This window comes from Streptomyces sp. NPDC037301 (genome assembly GCF_055602785.1).
In genome coordinates, this window is record NZ_JBVJWD010000029.1 from 29,337 (window position 1) to 45,338 (window position 16,002).

Here is a 16,002-nt window from a genome sequence, read left to right on the forward strand (position 1 = left end):
CGTGCCCGAAACCTTGACCGCGATAGGCGACATTGCAAGCATCGGATGTCTTGGTAGGCAGTCCCATCGCCTCCGACCACACCGGCCCCCAGCGAGAGAGCGACGGCCATGGCATTCGGACCGCAGAGCCGCACCCGGCCTCCACACACACCATCCGTCTGGGCGAGATGGCGACTCTTCTGTGTCGCCGTGGCCCTCGCGGTGACGACGGGCCTCATCGGCGCACCCGCTGCCACCGCCGAGGTCGAACATCCGCGGCAGCAGTGGATGCGGGACTCCACGGCCGGCCTGTTCCTGCACTGGGGCATGTTCACCGCGCCCCGCCATGTCGACTGCAAGGCGTGGGAGCGCGACGTCACCGACGGCGGCTGGACGCCCGACTACTGGGTCGACGAGGCACGCAAGCTCGGCGCCTCGTACATCGTCCTGGCGACCTTCCACAGCAGGCTCGGTTACGCACGCCCCTGGCCCTCGAAGATCCCGGGAAGCTGCTCCACGGAGCGGGACTTCCTCGGTGAGCTGGTGAGGGCGGGCAAGGCGAAGGACATCCGGATCATGCTGTACATGACCGACGACCCGCAGTGGCACAACGAGGTACCGGGTGTGCAGACGCTCGACTCGGACGCCTACTCCGCGTACAAGGGCGAGAAGGTCGACCTGACGACGCGGGAGGGTTTCGGCCGGTTCAGCTACGACCAGTTCTTCGAGGTGATGGACAACTACCCGGACCTGGCCGGGTTCTGGATCGACAACGACAACGAGTACTGGGAGAAGCACCAGCTCTACGAGCAGATTCGGGTGAAGCGGCCGTCCTGGTTGTTGACCAACAACAACGAGGACACGCCGATCATGGACACGGTCAGCAATGAGCAGAAGACCGGGATGACGCCGTCGTACGACTATCCGTCGGCCGCGTTCACACCGATGCCGCGCATCTCCGAGGGCGACTACAAGCTGCCGACCAGCGGCGACTGGTGGTACGACGGCCAGGACCATCCGGTGGACTTCCGGCTCAGCACCGGCCGCTACATCACCAACGCGGGATCGTCCATGAAGTCGCTGATGGCCGAGACGGCGATGGTGAACGGCACCTTCCCGCCGAGCCAGCAGAAGTACAACGACTTCATGGCCCGATGGACCGCGCCGATCCGGTCGTCGCTGCTGGGCACCGAGGGCGGCGGCTATATGTACGGCGGCATGCAGCCCGGCTTCTGGAACGACGGCGCGCATGGCGTCATCACCGTCGGTCCCGGTGCCGAAACCCAGTACGTGCACGTGGTGACCCGGCCCAGGACCGACATGGTCCGGCTGCGCGACAACGGCTACCGGGCCATGGAGGTGACCGATGTACGGACCGGCAGGGCCATGGACTTCAGCCAGTCCGGCGGCTACCTGACGATCCTCGGCATCCACGACTGGGACCCGTACGACACCGTGTTCAAGGTCGACACGTCCGGTCGGCAGGAGTCCTACTATCCGCAGAAGTCCCTGCGGGCCACCGCCTCGTCCTCGCTCGCCGGACACCCTGCCGGAGACCTCGTCGACGGGGAATTCCAGAACTACTGGGACAGTGACGCACGGCTTCCCGTGTCCGTGACGATCGATCTCGGGGGCCGCCGGAAGGCGACGTCTCTTGCGGTGAATCAGAGTGAGTGGTCACCGACCCACGCACGCTCGACGTTCGGCAGGCCGGAGGACTCCGCGCGTATCAAGGACTTCAGGGTCTTTGTGAGCGACGACGGCGAGCACTGGAGGAGCGTCCGTTCCGGCGCTCTGCCGAGCGCCCGTGGCGTGCAGTTCATCGACATCGGAGACCAGAGGACCCGCTATCTCAAGCTGGATGTGCTGAACACCTGGGCCGGTCCGCAGGCTCCGGACTTCCTCGGCAGGCTCAGGATCGATGAGATCAAGGTGGCATACGGATCACCTGTGTCGGGCTCGGCCCGGATGCCGCTGGAGGCCGAGTCGCGGCGCAACGACCGGCACGGTGGCGTACGGGCGTCCGCGTGCGGGGCCTGCTCGGGCTCGGCCCGGCTCGTCGGGTTCGGCGGCGGAGCCCGTAACTCCGTCACGTTCCCCGGTGTCACGGTCGCCGAATCCGGTGACTACCGGCTCCAGCTCGACCACACGGCAGGGTCGGCAGCCTCCCTTTCGGTACGGATCAACGGTGGGGCGGCGATCGGGGTACCGGTGGCCGCGGGCAATCCGGATGTACCGGGATCCACGGCGCTCTCCGTACCCCTGCGCGCCGGAGCCAACACGGTCGAGGTGTTCAGCAAGGCACCCAAGGGGCCCGGCCTCGACCGGATCACGGTAGGACCTCTGCCGCCGGCGTCGTACGTGCCCAGGACGACGATGACGGTCGAGCCGCACGGGCTGCAATGGGCCGGCCCCGGGCAGCAGTCCGTCGAGGTGACGGCGAAGCTGAGGCTCGACGCCGACGACGCGCTCGACGGTGTCGAGCTCGCCCCGAAGGTGCCCACGGGCTGGTCGGTCGAGGGCGGCCCGGCAGCAGCGACGTCGATGCGGCTGGGTCAGACACTGGAGGCGAGCTGGACACTCACCTCGCCGCCCGGAGCGGATGTCACCTCTACCACGGTGCCGGTCACCGCGCGCTTCCTGACGCTCGGCACGCCGCACGAGGTGTCACAGAGCGTCGGCGTCCGGCCGCGCCCGGCGGACCGGGTGTTCATGCGCGAGGCCGAGGACTCCAGGAATGCGCTCGGCAGTGCGGGACTCACCGGCTGTTCGCCCTGCTCCGGAGGTGAGAAGGTGCGCAACATCGGCAAAAGCGCCACCGCCGACGTCACGTTCGAGGATGTCACCGTGGACAGCGCGGGACCGTACACACTCTTCCTCGACTACACGGTGAACGGGGACCGTTCGTTCCTCGTGAGTGTCAACGGCGGTGCGCCGGTCGAGGCGGCGGTGAGCGGAATCGGGAACAGCACTCCCGAGACGACGTCCGTTCCGGTGACACTCGATACGGGCGGCAACACTGTCAGGATCTACAACGACGAGGCGTCCGCACCCGACCTCGACCGGGTGTCGCTGGGACGTCCGTAGCCGTCGTCGGCGTGGCAGTGGCGTCAGGGGCCGTTCTCCAGCGGCCCCTGACGTATGCCGGCCCCGTCCTGCATGCCGGGCGTCCGGTTCGGGAGCCAGAGGCAGGCGGCGGCCATGAGCGCCACCGTCGCCCCGCCTGTGAGCACCGGAATGCTGCCCAGCCAGGAGACGAGCGCGCCACCGCCGAATGCGCCGATCGGCACCGTACCGATGAGTGCGGCCTGGAGAACCCCGGCGACCCGGCCCTGGAGCTCGGGCGGGGCGATCAGTTGCTGGGTGGTGGTCATGGAGATGGCCCAGACCGTGGCCGAAAGACCGAAGAGGAACTGGTACGAGAGCAGCGCCGGGAAGCCGAATAAGTCCGGGATGCGGATCGCCCTGCACATCGCACCCCAGTCGGCCGGCTACCGTTTCGCGGCCGCTTCGTCGGTCGCGCTCGGCGCCGTCACCGGGCACACCCCGCTCACGCCCGGCGCCTCGCGTCGGGTGATCAACGGGTCGCTGCGCTACTTCCTGGACCGGGGTGCGACCGGTACGGACGGACTGCTGAGCCTGGGCCGGCACGGCCCTCACGAGGCGACGCTGCAGAACTACTCGGCCCCCGCCTCGCCGTACTGGGCATCCAAGGCCTTCGTCTCGCTGCTCGCCCCGGACGGTCATCCGCTGTGGACCGCGGCCGAGGAGCCCGCGCCGAGCGAGGGCCCCGACCGGGTGCTCGCACTGCCGGCGCCCGGGCTGCTCGTGCAGTCCACCCGGGCGGACGGGATCGTACGGCTGCACAACCACGGCAGCGACCATGTGCGCCCGCACGAAGGCGAGTCGGGTGTGCAGGACGATCCGCTGTACAGCCGTCAGTCGTACGCCACGGTGACCGGCCCCGCGTCGAAGGCGAACATGGCGGACAACCATCTGGCCGTGGTCGTCGCCGGGGTGCGCAGCGGTCTCCGTGCCATCCGCCCGCTGGGCGCCGGTGGGGGCGACGGCTGGGGCTGGGCCGCCTCCTGGCGCCGCCCGGTGTTCACGTCCGGTGCGCCGATGGTGCCGGGTATGCGGGTGGAGAGCGTCACTGTGGTCCGCGGCCGGTACGAGCTGCGGGTGCACCGCGTGCTCGGCGCGCCGGCAGGGGCCCGGGTGGAGCAGACGGGCTGGGCGACCGGCCGCGACGACGCGGTGACCTCCGCGCTGCACGGTCTGCACGGCCGGGAGACACGGGACGGGATGCGGGCCCCGCAGGGCGGGGCGTACACGCGCTGGGCGGTGGTGCCTCGGCTGTCCGCGGCTGCTGAGGGCACGGCAGTGCTGGTGGCGCTCGCCTCGCTGACCGCGGAGCCCGCCGTGGCGCCGCTCGATGCGGTGGTGAGCGGGGTGAATGTGGAGGGGGACACGGTGGTGGAGGTCTGCTGGGCGGAGGATGCGGCGACGACACGTATCGGCTTTGAGCCGCTGACGGTCACGCACGGGTGAGCACCCGACGGGTTGCGCGGCCACGGGGCCGCGCAACCCCGCCCGTCCCTACATGTCTGTCCTGATCACCACGGCCAGTGTGCGCGGACCGTGCACACCCTCCACCCGCTCCAGTTCGATGTCGGACGTGGCCGAAGGACCGCTGATCAGCGTCGTCGGCCGCTCCGGCACCAGTCGGGCCACCGCCTCAGGCACCCCGGCCTCGACCGTCGACAGATCGACGACGCACACATGCAGATCGGGGACGAGGGACAGCGCCCGCCGCCCCTGGTCGGGTGAGCCGTCCAGAAAGATGGTGCCCGTCTCCGCGCAACTGACGGCCGAGGCGGTCACGACCCCGTCCAACGCGTCGAGCCGGGGAGCCGGAATGTCGGCGGAGTCCTGCTGGACCTCACCGTCGTACGCGTCGAGCCACGCCGCGTCGAGTCCGGCCGGCACACCGATCCGCTGGGCGCCGCGCTCCCGCAGCACCTCGGCGACGACCTGCGCCGTGCGGTCTGCGGTACAAGTGCGCACGTGCGCCTTGTAGTCGACGAGCCGGTCGGTGAAGAGGGCCAGGCGCTCGTCGTCGGGGAGGCTGCGGCCGGTGCGGTAGGCGCGGCAGACGGTGGTGTCCGGCGTCGGGGCGAGGGCCAGGGCGTCCCTGATCCTGCCCAGCACCGTTTCGCGAGCGGTCGTCACTTCTCCTCCTCCTTCTTCTGGTTCTTCTGGTTCTTCTGGTTCTTCTCGTGCTCGTCGGCGGCGGCCCGCATCGTCGCGGCGCCTTCGGCCGATGCCAGCCAGGAGCGGAAGGACTGCTTCGGCGGGGCGGCGGTGTCGCGGCTGTCGCTCCAGCCGTTGAACGGCGGCGGCAGATGCGAGATCTTCCCGTCTGGCCCGGCGACGATGCGGCCGATCGCCGCACCCTTCTGCGCGGCGGTGAACAGCCTCGGCCTCTTCATCACTCCGGCCGCCGCCTTCATGGCCAGCTTCTCCACCGTCGTACCGGACTGCTCGGTGTGCTGGTGGCGCAGCTCGACCAGCAGCGACGGAATGTCGATCTTGACCGGGCAGGCGTCGAAGCAGGCACCGCAGAGGCTGGAGGCATACGGCAAAGAGCTGTTGGGGTCGTCCTTGGCCGCGTGCATCCCGGCGAGCTGCGGGGTGAGGACCGCGCCGATCGGTCCGGGGTACGTCGATCCGTACGCATGACCGCCGGCCCGTTCGTACACCGGGCAGACATTGAGACAGGCCGAGCAGCGGATGCAGTTGAGCGCCTCGCGCCCGATCCGGTCGGCGAGCGCGGCGGTGCGACCGTTGTCGAGCAGGACCAGATGGAAGTCCTGCGGTCCGTCGCCGGGTGTCACACCGGTCCACATCGAGGTGTACGGGTTCATCCGCTCTCCGGTGGAGGAGCGCGGCAGCAACTGCAGGAAGACTTCGAGGTCCTGATAGCGCGGCAGCACCTTCTCGATGCCCATGACGGTGATCAGGGTGTCGGGCAGGGTCAGGCACATGCGGCCGTTGCCCTCGGACTCGACGACAGAGAGGGTGCCGGTCTCGGCGATACCGAAGTTGGCGCCGGAGATCGCCACCTTGGTCGTCATGAACTTCTCGCGCAGATAGGCGCGGGCCGCGGCGGCGAGATGCGCGGGTACGTTGTCGAGGCCCGGGTCGACGCCCGGGATCTCCTTGAGGAAGATCTGCCGGATCTCGTCGCGGTTGCGGTGGATCGCGGGTACCAGGATGTGCGACGGCTTGTCGTGCGCGAGCTGGACGATCAGTTCGGCCAGGTCCGTCTCGTACGGGGTGATGCCGACCGATTCGAGGTGCTCGTTGAGGCCGATCTCCTGGGTGGCCATCGACTTGACCTTGATGACGTCGCCGCTGCCCGTCGCCTTGACCAGCCGGGTGACGATCTCGTTGGCCTCGACTCCGTCGCGCGCCCAGTGGACGGTGCCGCCGCGCTCAGTGACCTTGCGCTCCAGTTGTTCCAGGAGTTCGGGGAGCCGGTTCATGGTGTCCGTCTTGATGGCCGAACCGGCGTCGCGCAGCTCTTCCCAGTCGGGCAGTTCGCCGGTGACATTCAGGCGTTTGGCGCGGATCGTGTGGGTGGCCCTGCCGAGATTGCGGCGCAGTTGTTCATTGCGCAGTTCGTCGTGGGCGGCCTTGGGGAACGTCCGGTCGCCGCGCAGATTTCCCGTTCCGTACGGGGAACGGGGCGGGGTCGCGGGCATGCCGAGGAAGGTGCTGCTCATCGGACGGCCTCCGTCGGGACGTACGGCGAGGTGCGGGTGGAGGAGAGGATCTGTGCGAGGTGCAGGGTGCGGGTGCCCGAGGCGATACGGGAGAGTCCGCCACCGATGTGCATCAGACAGGACGAGTCGCCCGCGGTGCAGACATCGGCTCCGGTGGTGGCGATGTTGCGCATCTTGTCCTGGAGCATCGCCGTCGACGTCTCGGCGTTCTTGACGGCGAATGTGCCGCCGAATCCGCAGCAGGAGTCGGAATCGGGGAGCTCGACGAGGTCGATGGAGTCGACGGCGCGGAGCAGCTTCAGCGGCTTCTCGCCGACCCGGAGCATGCGCAGGGAGTGGCAGGTGGGGTGGTACGTCACGCGGTGCGGGAAGTACGCCCCGACCTGGGTCACATCCAGGACGTCGACGAGGAATTCCGACAGCTCGTATGTCTTGGCCTTGACGGTGGCGACACCCGCGCGCAGCGCCGCGTCCCCGTACCGCTCGGCGACGATCTCGTGCTGGTGCCGGACCGAGCCCGCGCACGATCCGGACGGCATGACGACGGCGTCGATCGACGCGTCACCGAACTGCTCGGCGAAATTCCGCACCAGGGGCACGGGTTCACGCTGGTATCCGGTGTTGACGTGCATCTGACCGCAGCAGGTCTGCCCCGGCGGGAACACCACGTCATGGCCCAGGCGGGCGAGCAGGACCGCAGTCGATTTCACCGCCTCGGGGAAGAGCGTGTCTCCCAGACAGGTGGCGAAGAGTCCGATGCGCATGGGGTCTCTCCGATCGATTCTCCATTTTTTACGGTCCGACCATACTAGCCTCGGTCCGGAACCTAAAGGGGACGGCGCGCCGCTCGGAGCAGCGGAAATGTGGTCATGCTCCTGACAATTCTTTTCTCGAAGACCGGCGCACTGGTCGGCGATCACCGTTCCTACAGCCGCTCGGAGCTCTCGTCGACCAGCGTGCCATGGAGGCTGCGGATGTGCTGCTCGACCAGGTCGGCGGCCTTCGCACCCTTGCCCGCGCGCACCAGCCGCAGGAGTTCGGTGTGCTCCGCGTTGAGTGCGGCGGCCGTGGCCGGCCAGTCCTTGGCCTCCTCCAGGGCCCGCAGGATCAGCGGGCGCACCGACTCGCGTACGGCGGAGGTGAGCGTGGAGGTCAGCTCATTGCCGGAGCTGCGGGCGATGTGCACATGGAACCGGGTGTCCAGGTCGTTGAACTCGGGAACCTCGACATCCGGCACCCCCATCCGTACGACCAGGGCCTCTGCCTCATCGAGGTCCTCCCTCGAGGCATGCCGCGCGGCCGCCTCGAAGCTCGACCTCTCCAGCACGACGCGCGCCTCCAGGACGTCATGGAGGCTGTAGCTGCCCAGGGCGAAGTGGAGACGCAGCAGCCGGCCGAGGGCGTCGTCCGGGTTGCGTACGATCCGCGCCCCGGCGTCCGGCCCCCGGCCCGGCTGGGCGACCAGCACCCCGATGGTCTCCAGCACCCTCAGCGCCTCACGCAGCGCGGACCGGCTGACCCCGAGAGCGGGCGCGAGCTCACGCTCGGGCGGCAGCCGGTCACCGGCCCTGAGCTCACCGGCGAACACCCGCTGCTCGATGCTCTGGAGCACGAGTTCATGCGTACGGGACTGCCGTACGGGTTGCCACTCGACGGGCATCCGTCACCCCCTGCCTCGGCCGGAATCGTCCGGTTGCCGTCGTATCTGCTGCCCGACCTCCAACTATGTCACACATCACGTATGGTCGGACCAAAAGCCGGTCATGCGGGACCCGCCGCTCCCCCCACGTTCCGCAGAATCCGGTAGACCTCGTCGGCGGACGGCTTCTCCTCGGACGTCTCGAGGAAGAGCACCCTGCCCGCATAGGGAGCGACCGGCTGGATCTCACGGTCGGCCATCAGCAGCCAGGACAGGATCTCCAGGTTGCCACCCCAGCTCGCGCCCTGGACGGCCCGGCCGTCGGCGTTGTGCCAGATCCAGCCGTCACAGGGCCGCATCTCGGGTTCGGAGTCGAAGGTACGCGGCTCCTCCGAGCGTACGTGCCGACGCATCCGGACTCCGTCGAATTTTCCGCCGCGGTCGGTTTGTCGACCGGCATCAGCATTGCTGACCGGCCGAGGAGCGAAGCCGAGAGCCCGCTCCTGGCCCGGCGACGGATGCCAACGGCTCCCCTCTCCTCTTGTCCGGACCAGCCCGGGTACTGGTCACTCAGGCCGCACCCGTCCCGCGGGGCGACCCGCCGTTCAGTCGGCGAAGGACCCGTGGCGGCCCGCGCCGCCCCCGAAGCGGTCGGCACCGGCCTGTGTCTCCCCCGCAGTCAGCGGCACCAGGCCGTGCCGGTACTCCGAGGCCAGGGCGTCCGGCTCGCTCAGACCGTGCTGCTCGCGCACCGAGAGCCGGTCGTGGCGCAGACACAGCTGCGGGAACGCGGCGATCTCCCGGGCGAGTTGCTCCGACGCACGGCGGGCTTCACCCGGCGGGACGATCCGGTTGGCGAGCCCGATGGCGTACGCCTCGGAGGCCAGGACCGGCCGCCCGGTGAGGATCATGTCCATGGCCCGGCTCTCACCGATCAGACGCGGCAGCCGCACGGTCCCGCCGTCCACCAGCGGCACCCCCCAGCGGCGACAGAACACCCCGAACACCGCATCGTCCTCGGCCACCCGCAGATCGCACCAGACAGCCAGCTCCAGCCCTCCGGCCACCGCATGCCCCGCGACCGCCGCGATGACTGGCTTGCTCAGGCGCATCCGGGTCGGGCCCATCGGCCCGTCGCCCTCGGCTACGACCTTGTTGCCGCGTTCCGTACCGATGCCCTTCAGGTCTGCACCGGCACAGAACGTGCCGCCCTCGCCCCACAGCACGGCGACGGCCGCATCCGGGTCGGCCTCGAACTGACGGAAGGCATCGGCAAGTCGGTCCGCCGTCGGACCGTCAACGGCGTTACGGACCTCGGGCCGGCTGAGGATCACCGTGAACACGGGGCCGTCGCGCTCAATCCGTACCGCAGGATTTTCACTCATCGTTCGCCCTCCCACAGGGGGTCGCACAGTGCCCGGCGGAGGATCTTGCCGACCGGGGAGTACGGAATGGTTTCCACGAAGTGCACGGCCTTCGGAACCTTGTACCCGGCCAGCCGGGCACGTAAAAGTTCGCGAAGTGCGGCTTCGGAGACCTCGGCCCCCGTTCGCAGGGTGACGAAGGCGGTGACGGCCTCGACCCAGGTGGGGTCGGGGGCGCCGACGACGGCGCACTGGGCGACGGCGGGGTGGCTCGCGAGCGCGTCCTCGACCTCTCGCGGGTAGACGTTGCAGCCACCTGTGATGATCATGTCGCTGCTGCGGTCGACGAGGTGGAGGTAGCCACGGTCGTCGAAGCGTGCGAGGTCGCGGGTGCGGACCCAGCCGTCGGGGTCGAGGCTCTGCGCGGTCAGCCCGGGCTCGTTGTAGTAACCGGTCATGGCGAAGGGGGCCTTGACCCGCACCTCGCCGATCTCACCGGCCGCGACCGGGGCGCCGCCCTCGTCGGTGAGGGCGAGCTGCGCATCGACGGCCGGGTGCCCGGCCGGGCCGGGGTGTCACGGGACGCGCTGCTGCACCACTTCGCGTCCAAGGCCGACCTGTTGGCGGCGGCGACCCACCATGTCGCCGAGCTGCGCGTCGCACACATCCGCGCCGAGACGGACGGGGGCGCCGCGCATCCGGAGCACGGGCTCGCGCTGCTGCGTACCGCGATGTCGGGACCGCACTTTCTCGCGGGCCTGGAGCTGTGGCTCGCGGCCCGCACCGATCCCGGCCTCAAGGTGGCCCTGCTGCCCGCGGAACGGGAGGTGGGCGCCGCTCAGCGCGCCGTGATCTCAGACATCTTCGGGCCAAAGGTCGCTGCGCGCGACGATTTCGCCATGCTCTGCGAATCGCTGCTGGTCCTGCACCGAGGGCTGGCGCTCACCAGCGTGCTGCGCGAGGACCCGGCGTTCGGGGACGAGATGCTGTGGCTGTGGGCGGAGCGCTTCCTCACCTGATTCACGTGATTCACCACGTTCGCCCGACTCACCCGGTTCATCTGATCCAATGGATTCATCTGATTCTCACGCAACCGTTCTACGGTGGGCCGCGTGACCCAGATGAGCCCGCCCGGCTGGCATCCAGACCCCGGGTATACAGGAATTGGCCCCATTCAGGAACGCTGGTGGGACGGCAACCAGTGGACCGACCATCTCCGCGTGCCGCCCGCCACGATCCGGCGCCGCCGGATGCGTATCGGCATCACCGCAGGTGTGGTGGTGCTCGCCGCCATCGGGGGCGGCCTCTTCCTGCTGTCGGACGATTCCGGCGATTCCAAGGAGCACGCGGCCACTGCCCCGTCCACCGCACCTTCCGGTGCGCCCGGCCGCGGGCCGGGCGCACCCGGAGGCGGCGGTGAGAGCCAGGCACCCGAGCAGCAGGTACCGCAGACCGAGGACGGCTACGCCACGGACCTGGTCAGCGGAATCAGCCTCCCGGTGCCCGACGGCTGGACGGGCAAGTCGGGGATCGCGGGCGCGGGAGTGACCACGGGCGAGTACCCCTGTCCCGGCGACACGTCCGAGGAGTGCGTGCGCGGCGGGGTGTTCTCCATGCCGGCGAAGGCTCTGAAGCTCGACACCACAACGGCGAAGGCCACGGCGACGAAGGACATCTCCGCCAACGCGACGAAGTCCTACGGCGAGAAGATCTACGGAGGCATCACCTCGCATCAGGAGCTCAAGTCGGGGCCGGTCACCGTGGCCGGTGAGCAGGGCTATCTGGTGCGCTGGAAAGTGGTGACGAAGAGCGGCGACGACGGGTACGTCCAGTCGCTGGCGTTCCCGTCCCCCCGCTCCACGGACACACTGATCGTCGTCCGTTCCGGCTTCGACATCAACACCAAGGCGCCGGAGCTCTCCGTCATGGACGACATCACCAAGGGCATCAAGGCCGCATCGGGAACGGGCTCCGGTCCCGGCACCACCGCGTAGGAGCGTGGCGGGACGATCCGTCGGCGGGGCGGGCGTCGTACACCGGTGAGTACGAAAGGACGACCGGACTGAGTACGTCGTCCGATTCCTCACCGGTCCATCGCTGATCGAATGACACCCATGGCTCCTGACGCACCGCCCCGCCCCCGCATGCAGCACGTCGCCACAGCCGGTACGGCCCTGGCCGTGACCTTGGCCCCGCTGGTGATCGGCGTGCTGCTGGCCAAGACCATGGCGACGGATCCGATGACGCCGGTCAACGCGATGGTCACCAGGGGTGGGCAGCCCGTACCCATCTCGCCCGCGCAGTGGCGCAGATGCGGCAGGCATGCGCTTCGCAGGTGGAAGGGCCCGCTGAACGCCTGCAAGAGCCCGGGCGCTCTTGTGCAGCGGTGCCCCGGGGTACGTCGCCCACGGCGGCCGGGGGTGCTTCTGCGCGAGCACTGACATACCGCGGGCCTGTCCTCCGGGCAGGCCCGCGGTATGTCAGGCCCGTCGGCAGTGCAGGAACAACTGGGGCTCGGCCACCGCTGCTTCGCAGGCGGGGGTGAACAGGCTGCTGTGCTCCCACAGGACCGTGAATCCGGCCCGGGCGACCAGCTCGGTGAATTCGTCGGCGCCGAAACTGGTCGCCTGCACCTTCTGTCCCATGAAGACGACGCTGACGTCCTCGACGTCCAGCGGCACCGTCGCGACGACCAGGTGGCCTCCGGGGGCCAGCAGTCGCCCCAGCTTCCCCAGGAGTCGGGACTGGTCGCCGCGGGACATCTGCAGCAACGAGAAGTACACGCAGACCGCATCGAAACTCCCCTCGTCCAGGGGAAGTTCGCGAATATCGGCACACTCGAAGGACGCACCGGGCACTTGCCGGGCCGCCAGGTCCACCATGACGGGCGACACGTCGACACCCAGCACATCATGACCGGCGTCGACCAGGGTCTGCGCGGTCGGCCGGCCTGTTCCGCAGCCCACGTCCAGGACCCGGCTGTGCGGTGCGATGTGCTCCAACAGCCGGTTCAGCGAGGTGTGATGGGTGGCCGAGTCGGCGAACGCCCGCTCGTACTCGGCACCCAGAGCGTCGAACACCTGCGCGGCCGGGTGGCCGTGGTCCTCGTCCATCGATGTGGGTCCTCCCGTTGCCCTGGCAGCTTCCTCGGGATCGTTTCATCTTTCGCAGCGGCCTTCAACGCCCAATCGGGGCACGTCATATGGGGGATCAGGACGCCCAGTGGGCGAACGAGGGGAACGGATCGTCCGTCGTTCGCCGCCAGACCTGCCCGATCTCCTCCGGGTTGCACACCGGGACCGAGTCCGAGATCTCCCCGCCGCCGATGGCCAGGGAGGAGGAGCCGACCCGGTCCGATGCGTGGGTCGTCGGATACGGCGTCAGGCAGAAAAATCCGGTGAACTGCCGGCACCGGGTTCACTACACTCGCCACCAATCGCACGCTGCAACAACATCGCAGCGCGCACCGTGACGAGTGAGGGGAGACCGGCCGTGCGTTACCGCACCGCTGTTGTTGTCCCCCAGTCGCGGTACGAGGTGATCCTGGTGTCCTCGTGTGCCCGGTGCCTGCTGCGCGGCCGGCACCGGATGTCCGTGACGAACAACTGACCCCTTTCTTGGCGGCGTTGAGCAGCCCGAGCGGCTGTGCACCGATGCGGTGCGCCGCATCAGGGGTTTCTGCGGGGCCTGACCACAGGCCGGTTCGTCCGGGAATCGCGCCGACCCGATCCGGATCACCCCGAAAGGCCATGGGCCGTGCGTACCGACCTGCACCGTCATCTCACCAGTCCACTGACCGGCGTTCGTAATCTGGGCATCCTCGCCCACGTCGATGCCGGCAAGACCACCGTCACCGAACGGATCCTGTACCTCACCGGCACCACCCATAAGCGGGGCGAGGTCCATGACGGGACGACAGTCACCGACTTCGATTCCCAGGAACGCGACCGCGGGATCACCATCTTTGCCGCTGCGGTGAGTTGCGCCTGGGACGGCCACCGGATCAATCTGATCGACACCCCTGGCCATGTCGACTTCTCCGACGAAGTGGAGCGCTCGTTGCGGGTGCTCGACGGCGCGGTCGCGGTGTTCGATGCTGTCGCCGGGGTCGAACCGCAGAGCGAGTCGGTGTGGCGGCAGGCGGATCGGCACGGGGTGCCGCGAATCGCGTTCGTCAACAAGCTGGACCGTGCCGGTGCCGACCTCGACGCGGCGGTCGCGTCGATAAGGGCGCGGCTGCACACGGTCCCGCTGGTGGTACAGCTGCCGATCGGAAAGGAGGACGGGTTCACCGGGGTGGTGGATCTGCTGCGTATGCGGTCGCTGGTCTGGGCCGACGGCCGCGCCACGTTCGAGGAGGGCCGGGTGCCGGACGCCCTGCGGGAAGAGGCTCACCGGCGCCGTCGGCTGCTCGAGGAGACGGTGGCGGAACTCCATCCGGTCGCGTTGGAGGAGTTCTGTGCGGAGTCGACGGTCTCCGCACAGACTCTGGCCGCCGCGCTGCGCGACCTGACCCGTACCGGTGAGGGCGTTGTGGTGTTGTGCGGTTCGGCCTACCGCAACCGAGGGATCGAGCCGCTGCTGGAGGCCGTCGTGGCCTACCTGCCCTCGCCGCTGGATGTGCCGGCGGTACGCGGCACCCTGGACGGCGCGGTGCAGGAGCGGTCCGCCGACCCGGCGGCACCGTTCGCCGCGCTGGTGTTCAAGGTGAACTCGACCGCCACGGGGCGGCTGACTTATCTGCGCGTGTATTCGGGAACGATCCGGAAGGGGGACGCGGTGCTGGACGTGGGCGCGCGACGCAACGAGCGAATCGGCCGGATCCTGCGGGTGCAGGCCGGACAGCACTCGGACGTGGACCAGGCGGTGGCCGGGGACATCGTCGCGGTGATCGGACTGAAAGCCGCCCGTGCCGGGGCGACCCTGTGCACACCCGCGGCGCCATTGGTTCTCGAACCGCCCTCCGTTGCCGATCCGGTCGTCTCCGTGGCGGTCGAGGCCCGCAGACGCATCGACACCGAACGCTTGGTGTCGGCGCTGGCGCGATTGGTCGAGGAGGATCCTTCGCTGGCGGTCCGGACCGACTCCGAGACCGGTCAGACGGTGCTGTCCGGAATGGGGGAACTGCATCTGGAGGTCGCGGTGGAGAAGATCCGTCGTGCTCACGGGCTGGACATCGGCGTCGGCCGGCCGCAGGTGGCCTACCGGGAGACGGTCGTCCGAGGGGTGTCCGGACTGGTGTACCGGCACGTCAAGCAGGACGGAGGTGCCGGCCAGTTCGCTCATGTCGTCCTCGATGTGGAGCCGCTGGAAGCCGCCGGTGACAACGGCGGTGGCGATGCAGTGGACTTCGTGTTCCGGTCGACCGTCGTCGGTGGCCGGGTGCCGCAGGAGTACGTCCGGGCAGTGGAGGCCGGCTGCCGGGATGCCCTGGCGGAGGGCCCCCTCGGCGGACACCCGGTGACCGGGCTGCGGGTCACGCTGGCCGACGGGGCCACCCACTCCAAGGACTCCTCGGAGATGGCGTTCCGGACGGCCGGCCGGCTCGCGCTCCGTGAGTCGCTGCGCAACAGCGTGATGGTGCTGCTGGAACCGGTGGTGGAGGTCACGGTCACCGTGCCGGACGACGCCGTGGGCGGGGTGCTCGGCGACCTCGCGGCACGGCGCGGACGGGTCTCGGGCTCGACCGCGCGGGCCGGCACGTCGGTGATCACCGCGACCGTGCCGCTGGCCGAATTGTTCGGCTATGCGACCCGGCTGCGCAGTCGGACCCAGGGCCGGGGAACGTTCACCAGCCGTGCCACCGGTTACGCCCCGGCGCCGGGCGCGGTGCCTCGCGGGACACCGGACCGGTAGAACCGGGGAAGGCCCTGGTTTATGACCAGCCCACGAAGTCTCCTTTGTGGTTGACCAGGGTCTCTGCGTGAAGGACATGTCCTCCACGCCGCTCCAGCCCGCGTGAGGAACTCTCCGGGCGGTCTTGCACAGCTCGCGCGATCAGGTCGTGGATCAAGAATTCTCCGGGCGCGCGATTCTCTCTCAGGCGAGCGAGGTTGTCAGGGCCGAACCAGCCGTAGGCAGAATGCTTGGACCATTCCAGGGCGGGGTGGTCCAAGTCGCCGTCGACCTCGACGAGATAGTCGGCCTCGTGACGGAGCCCAGCCCCGCGCGTCCACCGCAGCGCTCCGGTGGCGACGTCGAGGGCGTACGAGCGGAAACGCCTTCACCTTCA

At 69.2% G+C, this 16,002-nt stretch carries 13 protein-coding genes and 2 pseudogenes; 6 read left to right on the forward strand and 9 right to left on the reverse strand.

Going from position 1 to position 16,002, the window contains the following annotated elements; translation table 11 throughout:
* Nucleotides 1–108 precede the first annotated feature (108 nt).
* The gene (locus ACZ7IB_RS33485; protein ID WP_470917736.1) at nucleotides 109–3,066 is read left to right on the forward strand and encodes an alpha-L-fucosidase; all 2,958 of its coding nucleotides are present in this window, start codon (nucleotides 109–111) and stop codon (nucleotides 3,064–3,066) included.
* A 23-nt stretch (nucleotides 3,067–3,089) separates the two neighbouring features.
* On the opposite strand, the gene ACZ7IB_RS33490 is transcribed toward ACZ7IB_RS33485, so the two are convergent.
* Complete coding sequence (locus ACZ7IB_RS33490) at nucleotides 3,090–3,353, reverse strand: hypothetical protein (protein ID WP_470917738.1); 264 nt, start codon at nucleotides 3,351–3,353, stop codon at nucleotides 3,090–3,092.
* A 106-nt stretch (nucleotides 3,354–3,459) separates the two neighbouring features.
* Here ACZ7IB_RS33490 and ACZ7IB_RS33495 point away from each other — a divergent pair.
* Nucleotides 3,460–4,530 (forward strand): annotated as a pseudogene (locus ACZ7IB_RS33495) (DUF2264 domain-containing protein); the annotation flags it as partial.
* 48 nt (nucleotides 4,531–4,578) lie between these two features.
* Here the strand turns inward: ACZ7IB_RS33495 and ACZ7IB_RS33500 are convergent.
* From ACZ7IB_RS33500 to ACZ7IB_RS33530, 7 genes and pseudogenes are all read right to left on the reverse strand, one after another.
* A complete protein-coding gene (locus ACZ7IB_RS33500; RefSeq protein ID WP_470917739.1) occupies nucleotides 4,579–5,211 on the reverse strand; it encodes a LutC/YkgG family protein in 633 nt (210 codons plus the stop codon).
* Nucleotides 5,208–6,767, reverse strand: a complete 1,560-nt coding sequence (locus ACZ7IB_RS33505) for a lactate utilization protein B (RefSeq protein ID WP_470917740.1) — start codon at nucleotides 6,765–6,767, stop codon at nucleotides 5,208–5,210. The genes ACZ7IB_RS33500 and ACZ7IB_RS33505 overlap by 4 nt, the downstream gene beginning before the upstream one ends.
* Nucleotides 6,764–7,531, reverse strand: coding sequence for a (Fe-S)-binding protein (locus ACZ7IB_RS33510; protein WP_470917741.1), 768 nt, complete (start codon nucleotides 7,529–7,531; stop codon nucleotides 6,764–6,766). The genes ACZ7IB_RS33505 and ACZ7IB_RS33510 overlap by 4 nt, the downstream gene beginning before the upstream one ends.
* A 161-nt stretch (nucleotides 7,532–7,692) precedes the next feature.
* Nucleotides 7,693–8,427, reverse strand: coding sequence for a FadR/GntR family transcriptional regulator (locus tag ACZ7IB_RS33515; protein ID WP_470917743.1), 735 nt, complete (start codon nucleotides 8,425–8,427; stop codon nucleotides 7,693–7,695).
* Nucleotides 8,428–8,549: 122 nt separating this feature from the next.
* Nucleotides 8,550–8,795, reverse strand: a pseudogene (locus ACZ7IB_RS33520) (LD-carboxypeptidase); the annotation flags it as partial.
* 216 nt (nucleotides 8,796–9,011) lie between these two features.
* A complete protein-coding gene (locus ACZ7IB_RS33525) occupies nucleotides 9,012–9,791 on the reverse strand; it encodes a crotonase/enoyl-CoA hydratase family protein (RefSeq protein ID WP_470917745.1) in 780 nt (259 codons plus the stop codon).
* Nucleotides 9,788–10,252, reverse strand: coding sequence for a class I adenylate-forming enzyme family protein (locus tag ACZ7IB_RS33530; protein WP_470917746.1), 465 nt, complete (start codon nucleotides 10,250–10,252; stop codon nucleotides 9,788–9,790). The genes ACZ7IB_RS33525 and ACZ7IB_RS33530 overlap by 4 nt, the downstream gene beginning before the upstream one ends.
* Nucleotides 10,253–10,324: 72 nt before the next feature.
* On the opposite strand from ACZ7IB_RS33530, the gene ACZ7IB_RS33535 reads away from it, so the two are divergent.
* The 3 genes from ACZ7IB_RS33535 (at nucleotide 10,325) to ACZ7IB_RS33545 (ending at nucleotide 12,211) form a co-directional block, all read left to right on the forward strand.
* The gene (locus ACZ7IB_RS33535; protein WP_470917748.1) at nucleotides 10,325–10,789 is read left to right on the forward strand and encodes a TetR family transcriptional regulator; all 465 of its coding nucleotides are present in this window, start codon (nucleotides 10,325–10,327) and stop codon (nucleotides 10,787–10,789) included.
* 102 nt (nucleotides 10,790–10,891) lie between these two features.
* On the forward strand, nucleotides 10,892–11,764 hold the full coding sequence (locus ACZ7IB_RS33540) for a DUF2510 domain-containing protein (RefSeq protein ID WP_470917809.1): 873 nt from the start codon (nucleotides 10,892–10,894) through the stop codon (nucleotides 11,762–11,764).
* Nucleotides 11,765–11,884: 120 nt separating this feature from the next.
* Entirely contained in the window at nucleotides 11,885–12,211 is a 327-nt protein-coding gene (locus ACZ7IB_RS33545) for a hypothetical protein (protein ID WP_470917750.1), read from the forward strand.
* A gap of 39 nt (nucleotides 12,212–12,250) precedes the next feature.
* On the opposite strand, the gene ACZ7IB_RS33550 is transcribed toward ACZ7IB_RS33545, so the two are convergent.
* Complete coding sequence (locus ACZ7IB_RS33550) at nucleotides 12,251–12,883, reverse strand: class I SAM-dependent methyltransferase (protein ID WP_470917751.1); 633 nt, start codon at nucleotides 12,881–12,883, stop codon at nucleotides 12,251–12,253.
* A gap of 643 nt (nucleotides 12,884–13,526) precedes the next feature.
* Here ACZ7IB_RS33550 and fusA point away from each other — a divergent pair.
* The gene (gene fusA, locus ACZ7IB_RS33555) at nucleotides 13,527–15,626 is read left to right on the forward strand and encodes an elongation factor G (RefSeq protein ID WP_470917752.1); all 2,100 of its coding nucleotides are present in this window, start codon (nucleotides 13,527–13,529) and stop codon (nucleotides 15,624–15,626) included.
* The last annotated feature ends 376 nt before the right edge of the window (nucleotides 15,627–16,002 follow it).

Excerpts from the sequence above, each read along its gene's own strand:
- ACZ7IB_RS33550 (WP_470917751.1), bottom strand. The coding sequence starts at position 12,883 with ATGGACGAGGACCACGGCCACCCGGCCGCGCAGGTGTTCGACGCTCTG.
- ACZ7IB_RS33540 (WP_470917809.1), top strand. The coding sequence starts at position 10,892 with ATGAGCCCGCCCGGCTGGCATCCAGACCCCGGGTATACAGGAATTGGC.
- ACZ7IB_RS33490 (WP_470917738.1), bottom strand. The coding sequence starts at position 3,353 with ATGACCACCACCCAGCAACTGATCGCCCCGCCCGAGCTCCAGGGCCGG.
- ACZ7IB_RS33485 (WP_470917736.1), top strand. The coding sequence starts at position 109 with ATGGCATTCGGACCGCAGAGCCGCACCCGGCCTCCACACACACCATCC.
- ACZ7IB_RS33515 (WP_470917743.1), bottom strand. The coding sequence starts at position 8,427 with ATGCCCGTCGAGTGGCAACCCGTACGGCAGTCCCGTACGCATGAACTC.
- ACZ7IB_RS33510 (WP_470917741.1), bottom strand. The coding sequence starts at position 7,531 with ATGCGCATCGGACTCTTCGCCACCTGTCTGGGAGACACGCTCTTCCCC.
- ACZ7IB_RS33505 (WP_470917740.1), bottom strand. The coding sequence starts at position 6,767 with ATGAGCAGCACCTTCCTCGGCATGCCCGCGACCCCGCCCCGTTCCCCG.
- ACZ7IB_RS33525 (WP_470917745.1), bottom strand. The coding sequence starts at position 9,791 with ATGAGTGAAAATCCTGCGGTACGGATTGAGCGCGACGGCCCCGTGTTC.
- ACZ7IB_RS33545 (WP_470917750.1), top strand. The coding sequence starts at position 11,885 with ATGGCTCCTGACGCACCGCCCCGCCCCCGCATGCAGCACGTCGCCACA.